The 21,165-nt window shown below is 54.5% G+C and carries 16 protein-coding genes; 1 reads left to right on the top strand and 15 read right to left on the bottom strand.

Annotated features, from left to right (window positions below; all coding sequences use genetic code 11):
- Positions 1-120: 120 nt before the first annotated feature.
- The 4 genes from mukB to cmoM are packed head-to-tail and all read right to left on the bottom strand — an operon-like array spanning position 121 to position 7,388.
- Positions 121-4,587 (bottom strand): chromosome partition protein MukB, encoded by a 4,467-nt coding sequence (mukB, locus tag CTZ24_RS06870; RefSeq protein ID WP_208725130.1) that lies wholly within the window; start codon positions 4,585-4,587, stop codon positions 121-123.
- Positions 4,584-5,303, bottom strand: a complete 720-nt coding sequence (gene mukE / locus CTZ24_RS06865) for a chromosome partition protein MukE (protein ID WP_021182615.1) — start codon at positions 5,301-5,303, stop codon at positions 4,584-4,586. Before mukE ends, mukB begins: the two co-directional genes overlap by 4 nt.
- Complete coding sequence (mukF, locus tag CTZ24_RS06860) at positions 5,284-6,606, bottom strand: chromosome partition protein MukF (protein WP_021182614.1); 1,323 nt, start codon at positions 6,604-6,606, stop codon at positions 5,284-5,286. The genes mukE and mukF overlap by 20 nt, the downstream gene beginning before the upstream one ends.
- A gap of 11 nt (positions 6,607-6,617) precedes the next feature.
- The gene (gene cmoM, locus CTZ24_RS06855) at positions 6,618-7,388 is read right to left on the bottom strand and encodes a tRNA uridine 5-oxyacetic acid(34) methyltransferase CmoM (RefSeq protein WP_021182613.1); all 771 of its coding nucleotides are present in this window, start codon (positions 7,386-7,388) and stop codon (positions 6,618-6,620) included.
- A gap of 124 nt (positions 7,389-7,512) precedes the next feature.
- Here cmoM and elyC point away from each other — a divergent pair, with 124 nt between their 5' ends.
- Positions 7,513-8,298, top strand: coding sequence for an envelope biogenesis factor ElyC (gene elyC / locus CTZ24_RS06850; RefSeq protein ID WP_208725129.1), 786 nt, complete (start codon positions 7,513-7,515; stop codon positions 8,296-8,298).
- Here the strand turns inward: elyC and CTZ24_RS06845 are convergent.
- The 11 genes from CTZ24_RS06845 to aroA form a co-directional block, all read right to left on the bottom strand.
- Positions 8,278-9,171: a YcbJ family phosphotransferase gene (locus tag CTZ24_RS06845; protein ID WP_208725128.1), complete on the bottom strand. Its 894-nt coding sequence runs from the start codon at positions 9,169-9,171 to the stop codon at positions 8,278-8,280. The two genes, elyC and CTZ24_RS06845, sit on opposite strands and share 21 nt — an antisense overlap.
- A gap of 112 nt (positions 9,172-9,283) precedes the next feature.
- Positions 9,284-10,033 (bottom strand): 3-deoxy-manno-octulosonate cytidylyltransferase, encoded by a 750-nt coding sequence (gene kdsB / locus CTZ24_RS06840; protein WP_208725127.1) that lies wholly within the window; start codon positions 10,031-10,033, stop codon positions 9,284-9,286.
- Positions 10,030-10,212 carry a Trm112 family protein gene (locus tag CTZ24_RS06835; protein ID WP_013508517.1) on the bottom strand — a complete coding sequence of 61 codons (183 nt, stop codon included), beginning with the start codon at positions 10,210-10,212 and terminating at the stop codon, positions 10,030-10,032. The genes kdsB and CTZ24_RS06835 overlap by 4 nt, the downstream gene beginning before the upstream one ends.
- Positions 10,213-10,289: 77 nt before the next feature.
- Complete coding sequence (locus CTZ24_RS06830) at positions 10,290-11,507, bottom strand: winged helix-turn-helix domain-containing protein (RefSeq protein ID WP_208725126.1); 1,218 nt, start codon at positions 11,505-11,507, stop codon at positions 10,290-10,292.
- 21 nt (positions 11,508-11,528) lie between these two features.
- Positions 11,529-12,530 carry a tetraacyldisaccharide 4'-kinase gene (lpxK, locus tag CTZ24_RS06825; RefSeq protein WP_208725125.1) on the bottom strand — a complete coding sequence of 334 codons (1,002 nt, stop codon included), beginning with the start codon at positions 12,528-12,530 and terminating at the stop codon, positions 11,529-11,531.
- Complete coding sequence (gene msbA, locus CTZ24_RS06820; RefSeq protein ID WP_021182607.1) at positions 12,527-14,275, bottom strand: lipid A ABC transporter ATP-binding protein/permease MsbA; 1,749 nt, start codon at positions 14,273-14,275, stop codon at positions 12,527-12,529. Before msbA ends, lpxK begins: the two co-directional genes overlap by 4 nt.
- Before the next feature lie 34 nt (positions 14,276-14,309).
- Entirely contained in the window at positions 14,310-16,568 is a 2,259-nt protein-coding gene (locus CTZ24_RS06815) for a DNA internalization-related competence protein ComEC/Rec2 (RefSeq protein WP_208725124.1), read from the bottom strand.
- A gap of 195 nt (positions 16,569-16,763) precedes the next feature.
- Complete coding sequence (ihfB, locus tag CTZ24_RS06810) at positions 16,764-17,048, bottom strand: integration host factor subunit beta (protein ID WP_013508512.1); 285 nt, start codon at positions 17,046-17,048, stop codon at positions 16,764-16,766.
- Positions 17,049-17,134: 86 nt separating this feature from the next.
- Positions 17,135-18,808, bottom strand: a complete 1,674-nt coding sequence (gene rpsA, locus CTZ24_RS06805; protein WP_021182604.1) for a 30S ribosomal protein S1 — start codon at positions 18,806-18,808, stop codon at positions 17,135-17,137.
- A gap of 123 nt (positions 18,809-18,931) precedes the next feature.
- The gene (gene cmk, locus CTZ24_RS06800) at positions 18,932-19,612 is read right to left on the bottom strand and encodes a (d)CMP kinase (protein WP_021182603.1); all 681 of its coding nucleotides are present in this window, start codon (positions 19,610-19,612) and stop codon (positions 18,932-18,934) included.
- A gap of 199 nt (positions 19,613-19,811) precedes the next feature.
- Complete coding sequence (gene aroA / locus CTZ24_RS06795) at positions 19,812-21,098, bottom strand: 3-phosphoshikimate 1-carboxyvinyltransferase (protein WP_208725123.1); 1,287 nt, start codon at positions 21,096-21,098, stop codon at positions 19,812-19,814.
- Positions 21,099-21,165: the final 67 nt, after the last annotated feature.

The following is a 21,165-nucleotide window of genomic DNA, read 5'->3' as shown; positions in this document are numbered from 1 at the left end:
GCTATGCTGTGTACTACCTTATACATATTTTTGAGTATACAAATAAAAACGGCATTTGCCTCTGGTAGCAAATGCCGTTTACACATTAACTGTAGCGATGAATTTTAACCACAATTCCCGCTACGAATTTTCTGTTTCCAGGTCCGGCGCGTTATTTTCTCGCTTCACCGGTGCCGGATCCGCTGAGAAGCCACGCAGGCCCACTACATGAACGTGTTCGGTGTTGTTAAATACCTTACGCACCAGTTTATAAGTGGTCCCTTTTTCCGGACTGATATTTTCCGGGGCGGCAATCACCAACTGCATTTCCAGACGCTCGCACAACTCAAACAAAGTGGCGATGGAACGCGCATCAAGACGCGCGGCTTCATCGAGGAACAGCAGACGGCATGGGGAAATATCTTTGCCACGCAAACGGCGTGACTCCTCTTCCCAGCTCTGCACCACCATCACCAGAATCGACATACCGGTACCGATCGCTTCACCGGTTGAGAGCGCACCACTTTCCGCGCGTAGCCAGCCATCGGAGCCACGGTTAACCTCAACCTCCATCTCCAGGTAGTTGCGGTAATCGAGCAGCTCTTCACCAATGGTCTGTGGCGTACGCTGGCCCATATCGATTTGTGGATTCAGGCGCTGATACAACTTCGCCAGCGCTTCAGAGAAGGTCAGGCGATTGCTGTTAAACAGATCCTGATGCTGTTCATGTTCCTCTGACAGCGTTTCCAGCAGCATCGAGTGCGTTTCACGCACGTTCACGTTCAGCCGCACGCTGCGCACCTGACCAAAGCTGACCGCTTGCAAGCCCTGGTTAAGCTGACGAATACGGTTCTGCTCACGCTGAATGGTTTTACGAATGATGTTGGCGACGCTGCGCGAACTGATCGCCAGCGTCTGCTCGCGCGCCGTCAGCTCCTCCGTAAGGCGGTTCAGCTCAATCTCCATCTGCTCAATCGCTTCCACCGGATCATCGGTACGAATGATGTCCTGACGAATACGCTCACGCAGATGCTGGTAGACCGCGATAAAGAACTGAATTTTACGCTCCGGACGTTTCGGATCTTCCGACATCCGCAATACATCGCGGAGATGTTCGTTATCCGCCACCGCCAGACGCAGGGCGCCCAACGCCTTATCCGACATTGAACGCAATTCATCGCCGCTCAGATAAGCCAGTTCACGACGATGCAGGCGTCGCTCGACACCATTTTCTTTCACCAGGCGCAGCACCGCGCACCAGCCCGCTTTCGCCGTGACAACCTGCTCGCGTATCTGGTGATAATCACGCTCCAGCTTGCGCAATTTCTTCTGTAGGCTGTCCATTTCTGCTTCGCAGAAAGTGAGCTGTTTTTCCAACTGGTTACGACGCGCACGGTTATGGCTTAACGCGGTATAGAGTTCATCGCGGCGGGCGCGTGCACGCTCCTCGGCGCTGGCATCGGCATGCACACCGATGTCCTGCATCTCCTGCTGCAACTCTTTCAACATATCGCGCTTAGCGTCATACGAACTTTTCAGGGAAGCCAGCACCTGGGAATATTGCGTCAACTGAGCCTGATGTTCACGCAGACGTTCGCGGGCGCGACTGCGCTCACCCTCTGCCTGCTCGAGACGCTGACGTAACTTCTCGTTGAGGTCGCTGTTACCGGTCAGCATGCCAGCCGAGTCTTCGTAGCTGAAATGTGCGCGACGCTGAACCACTTCGGTAAGCGCAAACGCCTGCTGACGCGCCTCACGCTGCAACTGCTGCGCCTGCTGATAATCACGCTCCAGCTGATCATGCTGCTGCGGATCGCTCTGTAGCACCGGCAACAACGGCTCCAGTTTGCCGAGTTTGTTACTGTGCTGATGCAGGAAACGCGCCGCTTCCTGTGCTTCTTCGACGCGCTCACGGATCTCTTCACAGCGATCCGCCAACGTATCATCCAACAGCAGCGTCACGCGCGGCAGCAGGCGGTTCAGTTGGGCCACGCCCTCTTTCGCCTGTTCGTACTGCATGCGCTGCTGTTGGTTATCGTTTTCATGCTGACTCAGCGCGCGTTCCAGTTCGCCGCGACGGCTGTTGAGCTGGCGAATCAAGGCTTCCGGGTCTTCGTCAAACGCTACCGCTAAATGGCTGCCGATAAAGCGGCTGAATGACTGATGCAGGCGCTGGGTTTTCTGCACATCAAAGGAGAGCGTTGCATAACGTTCCGCCAGTTGATCGCGTTCGTTGTTTAACAGCTCCAGCTGATTCTCACGCGCGGCACGGCCAAATAGCGGCACCTTCGGGAAGCGGGAGTAGCGCCACTGACGCTCGGCCACCTTCACCACTACCGCGTTTTCCAGCTCATCAACGCCGAAAACGCTGTCATCAAATGACTGCGGATCCCCTTCAATCAGATACAGATCTTCCGGGCAATCTTCCAGGCCATTCAGCAGCTCACGCACCAGTGAGAGATCCGGCACCACAATCGCATGGCGCGATGGACCATAGAGCGCGGAGAAGTACGGCGCATCGTCCAGCGTGACATCATCATAAATTTCAGACAGCAATACGCCGCCAAAACGCTCAGCAAGCTGTGTCAGACGTGCATCTTCTGCACCACCCGGCTGGCTGAGACGTTCGATTTGCTTCTCAACGTCACGTTTACGTGCCGCCACCTCATCACGTTCGACGGTGGTTTCGCGCTCGCGCTCCAGCAACTGCTGCATAAATTCGGTGATTTGCTGGCTGCTGGTCAGCTGCTGTCCGGTTTGCTCGCTCAGCTGCGTCAGAATCTCCTGCGCAGCCAGCCAGTGCGGCGCGCGCGCGGTCAGCGCGGTGATACGCTCACGCAGTTGCTCCAGCTCCTGGCGCATCAGCATACGGCGTTCACCGGCATCGGCAACGCTGCTGCTCAGCTGCTCAATCTGCGCTTCCAGCTCACGCTGTAAGCCTTCCAGCGCATCGGCATCATATTGCTGCCCCTGACGCTTACAGAAATCTGCCAGCAGACGCTCGGCTTCGTTCTGCTCGCGCAGACGCTGTTCCAGCTCGTTCAGACGCAGACGCAGCGAGGAGAGTTGTTCGGCATGATGGCGCTGATTGGCCGCATCACGCAGCAATTCACGCCCGACCTGCCAGGCATCCTGACGGTTAACGTCACCAGCAATGCTGATAACCAGCGCCAGTGCCTGTTCAAATTGGCTGTGCGCCGCTTCAGCAACGCTGAGTTTCTGTTCCAGACGCAACAGTTTTTCGGTCGCTTCTTCTTCGCGAGCCTGAAAAGTTTCCTGCCACTCCGCAGCGTTATCGATGGACAGATCCGGCAATTGACACTGTGTACGGGCTTTATCCAGTGCCTGCAATGCCTGTTGATACTGAATGGCGCGGGTTTGCTGCACATCCAGCGCCTGCTGGAAGTCGGCCAGTTGGCTTTTCAGCTCATCCACTTCCACTTCTGCCGCTTCGGCGCGTGCTTCATTTTCTTCATGCACTTCACGCGCTTCAGCCACCACCTCGTTCTGCTCTTCGAGACGGTAAGTCAGCTCTTCCAGATCGGCATCGTAACGCTCGATCTTCTCCTGCTGACGCATCGCCGTCTGCACCAGATTCAGGTGATCGCTGGCTGCCTGATAATCGGTTTCCAGATCGTTTTCCGCGCCGCTGTGCTCAGACAGCTCTCGCGCCATTTCGATGTGGCGATACTGTTCCGACGCCAGTTGGTTACGGCTGGTAAACAGCTCATTACGCAGTTGCAATGCGCCATCCAGGTGGATGCGACGTTCATTGGCGTGACGCATGTAATCCGCCGAAACGTAGCTGGTCGCTTCGGAGATCAAATGCTTAAACAAATCGCGGTCTGACTGGGTAACGCGAATCGCTTCCAGCGTCATGCGGTTTTCACGCAGTGCCGCTTCCATATCCTGGAAGGCTTTACGCACGCCGCTGTTTTCCGGCAGCAGGTAATCACGTAACGATCGGGTAATGGCGCTGGAGATACCGCCGTATAACGACGCTTCAATCAGACGATAGAATTTGCTGCGATCGCCCGCGGTACGCAGGCGGCGCGGCACCACGCCAAGTTCGAACAACGTGGCATGATAATCCGTTACCGAGCTGTACTGGCGGAACTGCACGCCTTCCTGCGCCTCGACACGATCTTTCACTTCGGTCAGCGGCAACACACGCGCCTGGCGACTGCCGAGGATCTCAGTCAGGATATCGGTAGGTTGTGTATCGGTGGGCAGGCCGTGAATGCTGAACGGCTTGATATCCACCTTCTTATCACGCCCGGCGACCTGTTGCAGACGCACACCCACCACTACGCGCTGATGACGTGAGTTGACGACATCCAGCACCGCATAGCAGACGCCCGCACGCAATTTACCGTGCAAACCTTTGTCGCGCGAACCGGAGGTCGCCCCGGCTTCGGTGGTGTTACGGAAATGCAGCAGCGTCAGATCCGGAATCAACGCCGTGACAAAGGCCGCCATCGTGGTGGATTTACCCGCACCGTTGCCGCCTGACAGCGTGGTCACCAATTCATCAAGATCAAAGGTACGGGCAAAGAAGCCGTTCCAGTTGATCAGCGTTAGCGAACGAAATTTACCGCGTTCAATCATGCCTGTTCATCCTCCGCGTTATCACTCGCTTCATTCTCGGCGTCGTTGTCGCTTTCTTCGGTGGCCGGAGCAGTTGTAATCAGCATGGCCTCACCATCGCGAATCAGACGCAGCTGCGCTTCGCGGGCATCATCACCGCTGCGCACATCCGCCCCGAACCGGAACACCGATTCGGTGATACGGAATTTGCTGCTGTCATTGCCCATAAACCACACCATGCCGAGACGACGCAGGCGGTTCAGTGAAGCACGCATCTTCTCCTGCAACTTGGCACGATCGAGGTCAGAACCGGTGGAGCGCTGGTTCACCAGCTTGAGCAGTTTGCTCTCATCCGCCAGCGACAGCAGCTCATCGTACAGCTCCTGCTGGGTGAAAATGCCTTCGTTGGCAAGACGTTCCGGGCTGAGATAGAGGTAACACAGGATTTTGCCGACCATCATATCCAGCTCGGACAGTACCGAGCGCGGGATCAGCGTGGTTGAACGCGGGCGCAAATAGAAAAAACCTTCCGGCGCGCGGATCAGTTCCACGTTGTAACGCGCATAAAACTCTTCCAGATACTCCTGGTAATCCATCAGGAAAGCATGATTATCCAGCTCTTCGATGCCAATATGGCGTCCTGCGCGTAACTGGCTATCGAGCGCAGGAAAAAGGGGATTTGCCAGTGCCAGCGCCAGTTTGACTGGCATCACTTGTTCAATATTTGTCGATGACATGTGCCTGCACCTTGGCTCCGTATTCATTAATGGTCTGCCATTCCGCAGGCAGACCGGCTAAATCAGCCTCGGCGACGCCAAGACGAACCGCCTGATCGATGACAATGCGCGCCAGATCAAAATGACGCGCGCGCGGATATTGCGCCAGATAGTCACGCATCACCGTCGCGAGGTTAAGGGGTTTGTGTTCCTGCTTATACACCTGTAAGGCTTCTTCAATCATCGCCGCCAGCTGCTCACGAATCTCGTTAAACTCTTCGTACTCCAGCTCCGCCGGCAGCTCGCCCATCACCTCGTCGTTACGCAGCGTCATCTCTTCGTCGCGCATATCAAACAGGCGGTCGGCATTGGCGTAAGTCAGCGCCCAGGGTTGGTCGAAATAGTTTTGTACCGACAAACGTAAACGCTGGGCGAATACGCGGTTCTTGTCCATGTCGATGGCGGTACGAATGAATTTGTGAACATGGCGGTCATAACCGATCCACAGGTCAATAGCCTGCTGGCCCCAGCTGATAATGCGATCCAGCTTGTTTTGCAGATCAAACACCAGCTTGTCGACAAAACCGAGATCCGGGCTGCTCAGGGTAGCGTCCTGGATACGCAGCAGATTGGCCTGCAACTTATCGCCCGCCGCCTCCAGCGTATCCTGCAACTCACGCAGGGTGCCGGAGGTTTCTGACAGCAGCATTTCACAACTGGAGATCGCCGCGCGCCAGTCTTTGTTCAGCAGATCGGCGATATCGGTCTTCACCGCCTGCTGCTGTTCATCCATCAGGCGTTGCGTCATGTCGATACTGTCGAAGATCTCCGCCACCGAATATTTCAGCGGCGCAAACACGTTGCGATGCCAGTGAAATTCATCACCGTCTTCTTCCGCAGCATCCGCCGCACGTTTCAGCTCTTGCGCCACGATCGACAGCTGCATCGACAGACGCAGGGTGGAAAACTCACGCTGGCGAATATAGTAGTCAGTGATACCGATAGCTAACGGCGTCAGGCGGTAAATCGCATGGCCTTCCGTCAGTTCGCTGGTAAAACGGTTGAGCAGACGCTGCCGCACCATATCGTTGATGGCGTTATTGGCACGCACCTGAACGGTTTCGTGGGTTTGTTCGAACGCTTTACTGACATGACGAAATGCGTCAATCAACTCGCCTTCACTCATCTCACCGTCCATCCGCTCACCGTTCAGGGTGGCGATAGCCAGCAAAAACGCCAGACGTTCAACCGGCAGCGCAAGCGAAAAATCGTTCTTGCGCGCCCATGCCACCAGTTCGGGCACCGTCTGGGAAAAATCGCTCATAGTTGGTCCTTCTACCTGGGTTTGCGCGCGGTCACATGGATATAACGCCCTAAACTTAAAAAGGGCTCCTGGCGACAGTAGCGCCGTTCCATCTCAATAATGGACTCAACGTCTTTCACGGCGGCAGACTGTTCTTTCATGTAGTCACAAAAGACACGAATGCCAGCGCGCTGTTCAATCTCAAATCCACAATCTGTCAGCCAGCGATACACCTCTTCGGGATCGCGTGGATAATCGGGCGACAGCGTGCGCTTCTTGCGCTTGGACATATTGGCCTGTAGATAGCCGAAATTGCCAAGGGTCAGCAGGCGCATGGTTAAGGCATGGCGATTAAAAAACATCAGCGACAACACGCCACCGGGCTTCAGGGTGTGCCATAACGCCTGCAATACCACCTCGGGTTGCGCGACCCATTCCAGCACAGCGTGAAACAATACCAGATCAACTGGCTTATCCAAATGTTCGCCGACCTGTTGCGCGCTAATTTGTTTGAATTGCATGTTGTGGCTCACACCCTCGGCAAGGGCATGCGCTTCCGCCAGCTTCAACATCTCCGCAGACAGATCACACAACAACACCTGATGGCCGCGCGCCGCCAGACCGCTGGAGATTTGCCCTACTCCGCCACCGGCATCCAGCACCGACAGCGGCCCGGCGGGCAGCGTCGGCAACAACGTATCCAGCTCATCCCACAGGATCGCCTGACGCACCATGCCTTTTTTGGTGCCATATATGTTCTTTGAAAATCTCTCCGCGAGATCGTCAAAGTTACGATCCTGCATGCTGGTCGCTCCGTTCTGCTGCCTTCAACTTGTGCTATTTTGTCACAGGCGCAATAAGAATGAACCTTTCATCCCGTGGTTAGTGTCTGGCTGCTGTTTTTTCGGCCAAAAGGAGCAATTTTCGATGTTTTTCACGTTAAAAAAAGTGATCGGGGGAATGTTACTGCCCTTGCCACTGCTGCTGTCGTTGATGGCAGCCGGACTTTTATTGCTCTGGTTCAGCCGCTGGCAGAAAAGCGGCAAAATCCTGATATCAATCAGTTGGCTGTTGCTGCTGTTACTCAGCCTGCAACCGGTAGCCGATCGCCTGTTGCTGCCACTGGAAAAGGCCTATCCGACCTGGAACCGTTCTGTCAGCGTCGATTATATCGTGGTGTTGGGTGGCGGATACACCTTTAATCCGGAATGGGCACCCAGTTCGAACCTGATTGGGAATAGTCTGCCTCGGGTGGCTGAAGGGGTGCGTCAATGGCGACGTTATCCGCAGGCGAAGATGATTTTTACCGGTGCGGCAGCAGGAGATAACCCCATGAGCAATGGCCGCGTGGCAGCGATGGTGGCGGAGAGCCTCGGCGTCCCCGACAGCGCAATTATCGTGCTGGACCAGCCTAAAGATACCCGGGAAGAAGCGCAGGCCGTAAAAATCGCCGTGGGGCAACATCCCTTCCTGCTGGTGACATCCGCCAATCATCTGCCACGGGCGATGCAGTTCTTCCAGCGTGCCGGACTTAATCCACTGGCTGCCCCGGCCAATCAACTGGCCATCACCTCGCCATTAAACGGCTGGGAGCGCGCGATCCCTTCACCGTTGTGGCTCAGCCATAGCGAGCGGGCAATTTATGAAACCCTGGGGCAGGCGTGGCAGTCGCTACGCGGTGATGACCTCACCTCATCCCAGCCAGGGGAGTAACTGTTCACGCGCGTTATCAAAGCGTGGACGGTCGAACTGGCCGGTGCTGACCAGGGTATCAATACAATCCCAGAGTTGATACAGCCAGCGCCGCCAGAGAAATCCTTCTGCGACCGGTGCACGCTGCAAATAGTGCTGCAACAGCGAGGCTTCTGCCCCGTTGTCACCCAGCCGCATCAGTTCAAATTCGCGTGGCGCCCACAACACATTGCCGGGTTGTGTCATTGCCACCAGTTGATCACTGCGCACATCCTTCATGATACTCGCCAGCCGCAAGTTGCCGTGGATCAGCACGCAGGGATCGTCAAACCCCTGAAATAATCGGGTCAGTTGCTGACGGCTACGAAACAGAATTTGCCGATCGTCGAGGGTGAAATCGGGGGGCGACAGGTAGCCTAACGTTGACCACAACACCTCGACCCGCTGCTGATACCAGGCAGGCCAGTTGTTTTCCTGAATGCTGTCGATGCTGCCGACCAGTCCATGACTGTCAATGCGATGCCACGCCAGTAAGCCTTCAACCACCTGCTCGCAAAGCTGCCCCCAACGTGCAGCCGTTCGCGCGGGCGCTTCGGCAGACACACCATTGAGACGTGCCATCAGCAACATTTCGTGTACCGGTTTCTGCTGGCTGAGTACCAGGCCAAACACCGCCGGTACTGCAATTAATCCATCGCGGCCCAGCATCGCCAGCTTTTTGGCTTCCAACGCTGCGCGCCCCTGATGACGGAAATATTTCGCGACAACCGGCATCGGTTTATCGGCGGCGTCATATAACGCGTAAAGCCGCGATTGGGATTGTTCACTGATGGTTTCAAGACGGCCGACGCTTTCACCAAGCACCAGCGTGAGTTCTGAGCGAAGCTGTTCCATGCGTCATCCTCCTGAGAAAGTGACTTAAATATCCTGGAGGTCACGGTAGCGCAGAGCGATGCGCCAGATCAAAGAACAGCAGGGCCAGCCGCAAAAGCTGGCCGCTGCGGGATTAAGCCTGCATGGCAGCGCGAACGCGCAACAGGTCTTCCGGGGTGTCAACACCAACGCTGGGCACCGTTTCTGCTACGGCGACATGGATCTTCTCGCCATACCACAAGACACGCAACTGCTCGAGCAACTCAATCTGCTCCAGCGGGCAGGGTTGCCACGAGATATAACGACGGACAAAGCCAGCGCGGTAAGCATAGATACCAATATGACGCAGCAGCGTATCGCCAGCCTGCTCGCGCGATTTCGCGTAACGCTCGCGATCCCACGGAATCGTGGCGCGCGAGAAGTAAAGTGCATAACCCTGCGCATCAGTAACCACTTTTACCGCATTTGGGTTGAACGCTTCTTCCGCATCACGGATGGGCACCGCAAGGGTCGCCATACCCGCATCAGCCTCAGCCAGGTTTGCCGCCACCTGGCGCACAATCGCTGGCGGGATCATCGGCTCGTCACCCTGCACATTGACAATGATGGTGTCATCCGGGAACTGATATTTTTCAATCACTTCCGCCAGGCGCTCGGTACCGGAATGATGATCAGCACGCGTCATGCAGACTTCACCACCTGCCGCTTCTACCGCCGCCGCAACATCAGGATGATCCGTGGCAACAATCACCCGATCGGCACCGGATTCACGCGCACGTTCCATCACATGCACCACCATCGGTTTACCAAGAATATCCACCAATGGCTTGCCCGGCAGACGCGTAGAAGCGTAGCGCGCCGGAATAATGGCGACGAAACTCATGGATGGATCTCTTCAACAGACAAGGTTCGCGCTTCGTTTTCCAGTAATACCGGAATACCATCGCGCACCGGGAATGCCAGCCCATCGGGTTTGCAGATTAACTCCTGCTGTTCTTTGTTGTAGTACAGTTTTCCATTGCAAACCGGGCAGGCCACAATTTCAAGCAAACGGTGATCCATAATCTCCTCCATACCGGATCGATTCGTCAGGTAATAAGCATACCATAGCGTAGCGCGAGACAACGTGCCGGAATCCACTACGCAGTTATTGTCCAGCGATCTGACCAGGCAGCACGCAATGCCGATGGTGCCTGTTCAATCAACACTTCACTGGCCCCCTGCCATTGGGCAAATCGCGTGATGGCACGCTGAACGTCATTGACAAAGCTGGCCGTCACACGTACCCCCTCCTCCAGCCAGAAAGCGCGGATCACCAATTGCTGCGCCTGGCGATCCATCTTCGCATCGAGCCGACCTTTCAGTACGCCACGATGCAAAACCGGCAGCACAAAGTAGCCGAACTTACGCTTCTCCGCTGGCGTATAGCATTCGATGCGGTAGTCAAAATTGAACAGTTCCAGCGCCCGGCGTCGATCCCATACCACCGGGTCAAAGGGAGAAAGCAGCGCGGTATGGGTGGCTGCCGACGATTTTTCCAGTTGCGGGAGTAACTCATGATGCAGCCACATCTCGCCCAGTTGCTCAACCTGCACCGGAATAATCTCGCCCCGCTCCTGCGCGGCCTCAAGCCAGGGTTTCAATGCAACCCGCTTCAGCCGATAGTAATCAGCCAACCAGGTGGGGCGGAAAATACCCAGACTACGCGCGCTGTGGTTGAGCATACTGACCACAGCGTCCTCTTCACTGAGCGCGTGCTGCTCATCATCCCAGTCCGGCATCACCCGTTGCTGTAGGTCATACACTCGATGGAAATTGCGGCGTTCTACCACCATCAACTCCCCTGCACTAAACAAGTTTTCCAGATGGCGTTTATGCGGCTTCCACGCCCACCAGCCCGGTTTACTGTGCTTTTCCGTGGCAAAATCAGCGGCACGCACCGGACCGTTAGCGTTGATATGCTCCAGCAGGTCGGCAATCTCCTGCTGATGCTCTTCAACCCACTGCGCGTTATATTTCCAGCCAAGGCGCGAAGGATCGAGCATGCGATGGCGCAGCAACGGGTAGTCTTCACGCGGGATAAAACAGGCTTCATGCGCCCAGTACTCAAACAACTCGCCCGATGCCAGCGACTCATCCAGCCAGGTTATCGGGTAGTCACCAAGACGGCTGAATAACACCAGATAGGGGCTGCGCGCCACCACATTGATGGTGTCAATTTGCAGCAATGACATCTGACGGATAGTGGCATGAATATCAGCGAAACGGGCCCGCCGCCCGGCAGGCCGAAGCAGCCCCTGAGCGGAAAGATGGAGATTGCGAGCGGTCTGTAAAGAGAGGGAATCAGCGCGGGTCATTACTCAGTTTCCCTGTCAGTTTTAGCGCGATTTTGCGTCGCGGGCGTTGAGACAAAGTTGCGTGATGTCATCTAACAGCACAGGCAAGGACGCCCCTGCAAGATGCGCATCGACGGGTAAATACCACCAGTTTTCACGCGCAAACGCGCGGCATTTCACTGCATCTTTTTCCGTCATCAGCAGACACTGCCCTTGTTGCGTCAGGCTGCTTAATTCGGCTTCGCTATAAGCGTGATGGTCAGCAAAAGCGATTTCCGCAACAGGCTGTAACCCTTGCTGCTTCAGGGTAGTGAAGAAACGAGGCGGATGCCCAATACCGGCCATGGCGATCACCGATGGCAACTGTGCCAGGCTGGCGCTTTGCCCGGTAACGAGATTTATCGCCTGACCTGGTTGTAATGTCATAGCGATTTCACGACCACTGGCTTCACCACCGTTCACGATAACGGCATCAACCTGATCAAGACGGGAAGCTCGTTCGCGCATTGGCCCGGCGGGCAACCACCAGCCATTGCCGAAACGACGTACGCCATCCACCACGACCCACTCGCGGTCACGTTGCAGAGCGTAATGCTGCAATCCATCATCGGTGATAATCACATCCAGCTGCTGCCGGGACAATAAGGCCTCGACGGCAACACGACGTTGCGGGGCCACCGCGACCGGCGCACCGGTACGTTGAGCTATCAACACCGGCTCATCACCTGCCAGCTCGGTGGACGTTTCGGCATCGACTAACAGTGGATAACGTTCAGCTTTACCACCATAGCCGCGCGACACTATCCCAGGACGCAGACCTCGTTGTTGCAACGCCTGCACCAGCCAGATAACCACCGGTGTTTTGCCGTTACCGCCAGCAGTGAGATTACCCACCACAATCACCGGACAGGGCGCACGCCAGCTTTTACGCCAGCCACGCTGGAAACTGAGGCGAATCAGCCAGCTGACTGCCCCATACAGCAGGCTGAGCGGCCATAACAGCAGCCACAGCGGCGAACGCCCACTCCAGATGCGTTCAATCATTGGCCAAACTGCAATTTGTGAAGTTGTGCATAAGCTCCTTTTTCGGCCAGCAGAACCTCATGCGTACCACGCTCAACAATACGACCATCTTCAACCACCACGATTTCATCCGCTTTTTCGATGGTTGAAAGACGGTGCGCAATCACGACCGAGGTGCGATTTTTCTGCAATTCATCCAACGCCGACTGAATCGCACGTTCAGACTCGGTATCCAGAGCAGAAGTCGCTTCATCAAGGATCAGGATTGGGCAATCACGCAATAAAGCACGGGCAATGGCGATACGCTGACGTTGGCCGCCGGAGAGCAGCACACCATTTTCGCCGATGACGGTATCAAGCCCGTTATCCATTTTTTTGATGAAATCCATCGCATGCGCCATAGTCGCAGCCCGCTCAACCTCTTCGCGGCTGTACTGTTCATTGCGTGCATAAGCGATGTTATTCGCGATGGTGTCGTTGAACAAATGCACATTCTGCGACACTAACGCCACCTGGTTACGTAACGAACCCAGGGTGTATTCGCGTAAATCGTGTCCGTCCAGCAGGATTTCACCCTGTTGAATATCGTAAAAGCGGGTCAGCAGACTCGCCATGGTAGATTTACCTGAACCTGAACGACCCACCAGTGCCACGGTTTTTCCGGCCGGTAAGCTCAGATTGATATCGCGCAACGCCGGAGTATCACGGCCAGGGTAAGTGAAGGTTACATGACGGAATTCCACATCACCTTTAGCGCGTTCCAGCTGACGCGTACCGCTGTCATTCTCCTGCTCGCTATCCAGAATGCTGAACAGCGTCTGACAAGCCGCCATACCACGCTGGAACTGCGCATTAACGTTAGTCAGCGACTTAAGCGGGCGCATCAGGGCGATCATCGAGGAGAACACCACCGTGATGGTACCGGCGGTCAATGTATCCATTACGCTTGGGAAGCTGGCAGCATACAGCACAAAAGCCAGCGCCAGAGAAGCGATCAGCTGAATAACCGGGTCAGAGATAGACGAGGCAGAAACCAGTTTCATGCCCTGTTGACGCATCTGATTGCTGACGCGTGCAAATCGCTGGGACTCTACTTCCTGGCCGCCAAAAATCAGCACCTCTTTGTGCCCTTTCAGCATTTGCTCGGCGCTGGTTGTCACCTGTCCCATGGTGTTCTGCATGGTTTTGCTGATATTACGGAAGCGTTTTGAGACGTTGCGAATCGCAAAGGAAACGATCGGTGCCAGAACAATCAGGATCAATGACAGCTGCCAGCTGTAGTAAAACATCATGATGAACAGGCCGATGATCGATGCACCTTCACGCACCACCGTAACCAGCGCACTGGAAGACGATGAAGCGACCTGCTCGGAGTCATAAGTGATACGAGACAGCAACGTACCTGTCGACTGCTGGTCAAAGAAGGCCACCGGCATACCCATCATGTGACTGAACAGGCGACGACGCATATTCATCACTACGTTGCCGGAAACCCACGAAATGCAATAGCTAGAAATATAACTGGTTATTCCGCGCATCAGCATCAAACCGATTACCGCCAGCGGCATCCACAACAGCACGGATTTGTCAGCTTTACCGAAGCCGTCATCCAGTAAAGGTTTCAACAGGGAGAGCATTAAGGTGTCGCCTGCCGCATTGAGTATCAGCGCCACAGCAGACACGAATAAGCCAGCTTTGTGGGGCGCAATCATCGGCCAGAGTCGGCGAAATGTCTGCCACGTTGAGAGATCTTTGTCTTGTTGCATTATTTAGTCACGCTGTTTGAAATAGCCGCTCATTCTACCTGGATTCACGTTTGACGCCAAACCACTGATGATACCAGCGGGGCTTTATTTGCTCTCTTAACCCTTTTATTTGCCAATGACCTGCACGGATCCCTATCTGTATCTGGCCGGATTGGGCGGTGTCATGCCAATGATAACCCTGCTGCTGATAGGTGCTAATCACCGTCTTCGCTGGCATCCGCCAGGCGTTATAACGTGCCACAGAGGCAATCGCGACCTCCCCGGAGACATTACGCAACAACAACGCGCTGGAAGAGGTTCGACTACCATGATGAGGCACCTGTAAAATGGTTGAGGCCAGTGCCTGCTTTTGCTGCGCGACCAGCATCCTTTCAGCCTCCCGCTCAATATCCCCCGTCAACAGTAAACTCACTTTGCCATCATCGATCCGTACCACACAGGAGTCGTTATTTTCGCCTCTGGAGGAGCCACGAGGCGGCCAGAGTACGCTAAAACGAAGTTTCCCCCAGTGCCACTCTTCCCCTTGATAACAGGTGAGATGGTTGGGTTCAGCCAATGCGCTACGCACGGGTGTGCCAGGGTGAGCGGCGATAATTGATGCCAGCCCACCACGATGGTCCAGATGCTTATGGCTCAAAATTATTGACTGTAAGACTCTGTTTTTACGCTGCAACCAGGGAAGGATGACCCGGCTCCCTGCATCACCGTATGTCCAGCGAGGGCCTGTATCGTATAACACTGCCTCATCCCCCTGAGAAATGACGATCGCCAGGCCATGCCCAACATCGATCATATCGATTTGCCAGTCATCTCGTGGCTCACTGACGCGCCACAGCAGCAAAGTGATGGCAATACTGCAACATTGCAGAGGGGCGCGAAAAACAATGCCACTACGCCAGGCAAACATCCCGCCCCACAGCAACAGCATCGCTGGCAATGCATCACTCCATGGCAACCAACCCGCGGGAAGCCATGCCAGCCCAGACATCACTTGGTGGACCGACTGATCCGCCAGCCACCATAATCCACTGGCAAACGAAGTCACAGGCATCACCATCGCCAGCAATATCAGCGGCACCGTGATAAATGAGATTATCGGTACTGCCAGCAGATTAGCCAGCAACGCACTGAGGCTAATGCCCTGAAACAGCCATATTTGCAGTGGCGCCATCAGCAACATCATCCCCAATTGCAAATGCAGCAATTGCAAACCCCACCAGCGACGCCCGTTACGAAACCTTGCAGGTAATGCAAACCATTGATACCAGATTAGCAGCGCCGCTACAGCCAGGGCTGATAACCAAAAACTCTCTGACAAAACAGTGAGCGGATCCAGCGCCAGCAACAAGCCAACACATAATGTCCACACCTGCCAGCCACTCAGTTGCCAGCCCGCAATGCGTAGTCCTATCCATAGCGTCAGGGCGAGCAAGGCACGCTGTGCCGGTGGATGGCTGCCAGATATCCAGCAATAAATCGCGGCAGTGCACCCACTGGCTATCAAAGGAAACAGATAATTAATCCGTCGGGCGTGGAGCACCCATTGCAGCATCCGCATAAATAGCCAACCAACACTGGCTGCCAGTGCGATATGCATACCCGAAATTGCCATCAGATGCGCTGTTCCCGTTTCGCGTAGAATGCGACGCTGATCTTCTGTCATCGATTCCCGCATACCAAAAGCCAGCGCCTGGACAATTGCCGGGGCTTGCATCACCGCAAATGCCGGAAGGTGATAATTGATCAGTCGGGCGCGCCAGCTACACGTTGGATTCAACACCTGGCGTGCCGCGATAACGCCCTGCACAGGTTTGTGTTGTGCCAGGGCAAAGCGCTGTGCATCAAACTCGCCTTCGTTGAGGCGCGCATGCACGGCACGTAAACGTAATTGCATACGCCAGCGCTGTCCGCTGCAAAAGGGTTCCCCTTCCCCGCTGTGGTTTAGCGTGGCAAAGAGCGGTGGAAACTGATATCGCCCATTGATTTGCAGCAGTTGAACCGTCAGTTGTTTATTGTCCTGACGCACATCCGTTACCCGTACGATAGCGTCTACCGGTGCCTGCGTCAGTTGGTCAATAGTGCTGACCATTTGCCGGGCCTCAGCCAATGCCCAGGTCATCAGGAGTAAAGTCACGCCGACGAGACGTAACCAGGGAAGAGGTTGCAGACTCAGTAACAGTGCGCTGCCCCCCATCGCCCACAGGATGTCATTACCGGGTAAGTCAGGTATCAATCCTAATGGCAATGCAGCAAGCATCATCAGTCGCGCCAGCACTATCCATGTTATCTGCATCTTTCTTCTCCGTGAAAGGAGAACAGAGTGTGCCAGAGGTGATCGCGTTATTCGCGCCAGGCGTTAACGATTCTGGAGGCAGCTCCAGAGATAATCAGGCTTTTGCAGTGGTATTACATTAATTCTGGAGCTCGATTGTCATCAGGCAAAAAAAAACGACACCAGATGGTGTCGTTTTCACTGTTCGGTAACGGCTTAGCCGTAAATATTCGCACGGTCACGCAATTCTTTGCCCGGTTTGAAGTGGGGAACGTATTTACCTTCCAGATCCACTTTGTCACCCGTTTTCGGGTTACGTCCGGTACGCGGTGCGCGGTAGTGCAAAGAAAAGCTGCCGAATCCCCGGATTTCAATGCGCTCGCCTTGTGCCAACGTTGTGGCCATATGCTCGAGCATCTCTTTAACCGCATCCTCAACGACTTTCGCCGGAATATGAGTCTGCTGGCCAGCAAGTCTTTCAATCAGTTCTGACTTGGTCATGTAACCTCCGGTTAATCCCTGTTTGGAAAGGTATGACAGCTTTTACCGAAACCGGGCAGCTTACGCCGCCCGGTGCTTCGGGTCGATTACTCGCCTTTAGCCGCTTTGAACGCTTCAGCCATAGCGTTAGAGAAGTTGCCTTCTTCCTGTTTGGTGTTAACAGTGTTGATAGCTTCTTTCTCGTCAGCCTGGTCTTTCGCACGTACAGACAGACTTACAACGCGGTTCTTACGGTCAACGCCAGTGAATTTAGCTTCAACGTCGTCACCAACACTCAGAACCAGAGTTGCGTCTTCGATACGGTCCAGTGAAGCTTCAGAAGCGCGCAGGTAACCCTCTACGCCATCAGCTAATTCTACTGTAGCACCTTTCGCGTCAACTGCAGTGACTTTACCAGTCACGATAGCGCCTTTCTTGTTCAGGGTGATGTAGTTGTTGAACGGATCTTCAGCCAACTGTTTCACACCCAGAGAGATGCGCTCACGCTCTGCATCAACCTGCAGTACAACGGCAGCGATTTCGTCGCCTTTTTTGTACTCACGAACGGCTTCTTCGCCAGTCGCGTTCCAGGAGATGTCAGACAGGTGAACCAGACCGTCGATGCCACCGTCCAGGCCGATGAAGATACCAAAGTCAGTGATTGACTTGATTTTACCTTCAACGCGATCGCCTTTGTTGTGGGTCTCTGCGAACTGCTGCCATGGGTTAGATTTGCACTGCTTCAGACCCAGGGAGATACGACGACGTTCTTCGTCGATGTCCAGAACCATAACTTCAACCACGTCGCCCACGTTAACAACTTTAGACGGGTGGATGTTTTTGTTGGTCCAGTCCATTTCAGAAACGTGTACCAGACCTTCAACGCCTTCTTCGATTTCTACGAAGCAGCCGTAATCAGTCAGGTTGGTTACACGACCGGTCAGCTTGGTGCCTTCCGGATAGCGTTTAGCGATAGCTACCCACGGATCTTCGCCCAGCTGTTTCAGGCCCAGAGATACACGGGTACGCTCGCGGTCGAACTTCAGCACTTTAACAGTGATTTCGTCGCCCACGTTGACGATTTCGCTCGGATGCTTAACGCGTTTCCAGGCCATGTCAGTGATGTGCAGCAGGCCGTCAACGCCGCCCAGGTCCACGAATGCGCCGTAGTCAGTGAGGTTCTTAACGATACCTTTGACTTCCATGCCTTCCTGCAGGTTTTCCAGCAGCTGATCACGTTCAGCGCTGTTTTCAGATTCGATAACTGCGCGGCGAGAAACAACCACGTTGTTACGTTTCTGATCAAGCTTGATTACTTTGAATTCAAGCTCTTTGCCTTCCAGGTGCAGGGTGTCGCGAACTGGACGCACGTCTACCAGTGAACCCGGCAGGAACGCACGAATACCATTCAGCTCAACTGTGAAGCCACCTTTAACTTTGCCGTTGATAACACCGGTAACAGTTTCAGCATCTTCGTAAGCTTTTTCCAGCGTGATCCAAGCTTCGTGACGTTTAGCTTTTTCACGGGACAGCAGGGTTTCACCGAAGCCGTCTTCTACTGCGTCCAGAGCAACGTCAACTTCGTCACCCACCTGGATTTCCAGTTCGCCAGCTGCGTTCTTGAACTGCTCTGCAGGGATTGCAGATTCAGATTTCAGACCCGCATCAACCAGAACTACGTCTTTGTCGATAGCAACAACGACGCCACGAACGATGGAACCCGGACGGGTTTCGATTTCTTTCAGGGACTCTTCAAAGAGTTGAGCAAAAGATTCAGTCATATTGATAATCTTCAGGATTCTTCAATTTAACGTCCACCTGACGTCATTGTCGGATGGGGTTGTTTCACATGCCCGGCACCGGATCCGTGGTACAGGGTTACAGCAATTCGGTTACCGAAAATATTAAATGCCCAGCTTCTGGCGGGCATAATCAAGTGCCATTTCAATGACTTGCTCAATTGACATGCTGGTTGAATCCAGCACCAGAGCATCGGCAGCAGGCACCAAAGGGGCGATTGCGCGGTTACGGTCGCGGTCGTCGCGTTCCTTTATCTCGGCTAAAAGGCGATCAAAGTTAACACTAAAGCCCTTCTCCTGCAACTGTAGCATACGGCGATGAGCACGCTCTTCTGAACTGGCATCAAGGAAGATTTTTACCGGTGCATCGGGGAAAACGACTGTCCCCATGTCACGACCATCAGCAATTAAACCCGGCTCCTCACGGAAAGCCCGCTGACGACGTAACAGCGCTTCACGTACCCGTGGGAAGGCGGCAACGCGTGACGCGGTGTTGCTCACTTCCTGAGTACGGATTTCACCGGTCACGTCTTCACCTTCCAGAATGACCTGCATCTCACCATCAACGGAAAGAAAACGCACGTCGAGGTGAGCAGCCATCGGAACTAAGGCCTCTTCAGACTCGATATCCACCTGATGATGGATCGCAGCCAAAGCCAGGACGCGATATATCGCGCCCGAATCCAGCAAGTGCCACTGCAATGACTCCGCCATCGCTTTACACAAGGTTCCCTTCCCTGCACCACTAGGCCCATCGATGGTAATAACCGGGGCGATTGCCGTCATTGTTTTCTCCTGTTGCTGAATGCGTATTTTCAGCCGGCATGGCTGTGCGGATTGCGCAGCATTATACGCTGACCGCGTCAGGTTCGTTACCCCTTAGCGCAGACAGCGTTATAAATTTGGGCAGAATCGGAGGAATTTCCGGTACTAAGGCCAGGAGAAAGTAAAGTCACCCGGTAGGGAAAGCCACCGGGTGTCAGTATCAGGACGTGTGGCTGATTTTCGCCAACTGCTGAAAATAGTCAGGGAAGGTTTTTGCGGTACAACCTGGATCAAGGATTGTCACAGGCGTATCTGACAGAGCGACCAGCGAGAAACACATTGCCATGCGGTGGTCGTTGTAGGTGCCGATATCGGCATGCTGCAACTGCGCAGGCGGGGTGATACGAATGAAATCGTGCCCTTCTTCAACTTCAGCACCGACTTTACGCAGTTCAGTCGCCATCGCGGCCAGACGGTCAGTCTCTTTAACGCGCCAGTTATAGATGTTGCGCATCAGGGTGGTACCGTTAGCAAACAATGCCGTGGTCGCAATGGTCATCGCGGCATCAGGAATATGGTTCATATCCATATCGATTGCGTTCAGAGAACCGCGAGTACAGGCAATGTAATCCTCACCCCATTCAACGGTGGCACCCATTTTTTCCAGCACATCGGCAAAACGGATATCACCCTGCACGCTGTTACGTCCAATACCCGTAACACGCACGGTCCCGCCTTTAATTGCCGCAGCAGCGAGGAAATAGGAAGCTGAAGAGGCATCACCTTCGACCAGATAATCGCCCGGTGATTGGTACTGCTGCTGCCCTTTAACGACAAAGCGTTGGTAATTCTGGTTATCAACTTCAACACCGAAACAACGCATCAGATGCAATGTGATATCAATGTAGGGTTTTGATACCAGATCACCTTTGATCGTGATGGTGGTGTCCTGCTCTGCTAAAGGCGCCGTCATTAATAACGCCGTCAAAAACTGGCTGGAAACACTACCGTCAACACTCACTTCACCGCCGTTAAAGCCCCCTTTGAGCAGTAACGGTGGATAGTCGGTCTGCTCCAGATAATCGATTTTAGCTCCGCCCTGACGCAGTGCATCAACCAGGTGACCAATCGGGCGCTCTTTCATCCGCGGCTCACCGGTCAGCACGATAGATTGCTGGCCAAGGCACAATGCGGCAGCCAGTGGACGCATCGCTGTGCCGGCATTACCCAGAAAAAGTTCCAGCGGTTGATCTGCGTGCAGTGGACCAGCATTACCGGTCACCTCACAAACAGTGCGATCCGCAGAGAGCGTATAGCTCACACCCAGCGCTTTCAGCGCGTTAAGCATATGCTTAACATCATCACTATCCAGCAGGTTGGTCAGGCGTGTGGTACCTTTTGCCAGCGCTGCCAGCAGCAGTGCACGGTTAGATACGCTCTTGGAACCCGGTAGGTTTACCGTGCCATCAACACGAGCAATGGGTTGTAGTGTCAGGGAGTCCTGCATGTGAAACTCAATCTCCAGAAAAGAAGAAACCCCGTCTGAAAACAACGGGGTCTGGTACCAGTCAAAC

This window comes from Pantoea phytobeneficialis (assembly GCF_009728735.1).
Taxonomy (GTDB): Bacteria; Pseudomonadota; Gammaproteobacteria; order Enterobacterales; family Enterobacteriaceae; genus Pantoea; species Pantoea phytobeneficialis.
Note: the sequence above shows the minus strand (reverse complement) of the source record. Positions and strands in the feature narration are given on the sequence as shown.

What these genes read in the sequence shown, in the direction of transcription:
- elyC (WP_208725129.1), top strand. Translation starts at nt 7,513, where the DNA reads ATGTTTTTCACGTTAAAAAAAGTGATCGGGGGAATGTTACTGCCCTTG.
- cmk (WP_021182603.1), bottom strand. Translation starts at nt 19,612, where the DNA reads ATGACGGCAATCGCCCCGGTTATTACCATCGATGGGCCTAGTGGTGCA.
- mukE (WP_021182615.1), bottom strand. Translation starts at nt 5,303, where the DNA reads ATGTCATCGACAAATATTGAACAAGTGATGCCAGTCAAACTGGCGCTG.
- aroA (WP_208725123.1), bottom strand. Translation starts at nt 21,098, where the DNA reads ATGCAGGACTCCCTGACACTACAACCCATTGCTCGTGTTGATGGCACG.
- lpxK (WP_208725125.1), bottom strand. Translation starts at nt 12,530, where the DNA reads ATGATTGAACGCATCTGGAGTGGGCGTTCGCCGCTGTGGCTGCTGTTA.
- mukB (WP_208725130.1), bottom strand. Translation starts at nt 4,587, where the DNA reads ATGATTGAACGCGGTAAATTTCGTTCGCTAACGCTGATCAACTGGAAC.
- rpsA (WP_021182604.1), bottom strand. Translation starts at nt 18,808, where the DNA reads ATGACTGAATCTTTTGCTCAACTCTTTGAAGAGTCCCTGAAAGAAATC.
- mukF (WP_021182614.1), bottom strand. Translation starts at nt 6,606, where the DNA reads ATGAGCGATTTTTCCCAGACGGTGCCCGAACTGGTGGCATGGGCGCGC.
- CTZ24_RS06815 (WP_208725124.1), bottom strand. Translation starts at nt 16,568, where the DNA reads ATGCAGATAACATGGATAGTGCTGGCGCGACTGATGATGCTTGCTGCA.
- cmoM (WP_021182613.1), bottom strand. Translation starts at nt 7,388, where the DNA reads ATGCAGGATCGTAACTTTGACGATCTCGCGGAGAGATTTTCAAAGAAC.
- msbA (WP_021182607.1), bottom strand. Translation starts at nt 14,275, where the DNA reads ATGCAACAAGACAAAGATCTCTCAACGTGGCAGACATTTCGCCGACTC.
- CTZ24_RS06830 (WP_208725126.1), bottom strand. Translation starts at nt 11,507, where the DNA reads ATGACCCGCGCTGATTCCCTCTCTTTACAGACCGCTCGCAATCTCCAT.
- CTZ24_RS06845 (WP_208725128.1), bottom strand. Translation starts at nt 9,171, where the DNA reads ATGGAACAGCTTCGCTCAGAACTCACGCTGGTGCTTGGTGAAAGCGTC.
- CTZ24_RS06835 (WP_013508517.1), bottom strand. Translation starts at nt 10,212, where the DNA reads ATGGATCACCGTTTGCTTGAAATTGTGGCCTGCCCGGTTTGCAATGGA.
- ihfB (WP_013508512.1), bottom strand. Translation starts at nt 17,048, where the DNA reads ATGACCAAGTCAGAACTGATTGAAAGACTTGCTGGCCAGCAGACTCAT.
- kdsB (WP_208725127.1), bottom strand. Translation starts at nt 10,033, where the DNA reads ATGAGTTTCGTCGCCATTATTCCGGCGCGCTACGCTTCTACGCGTCTG.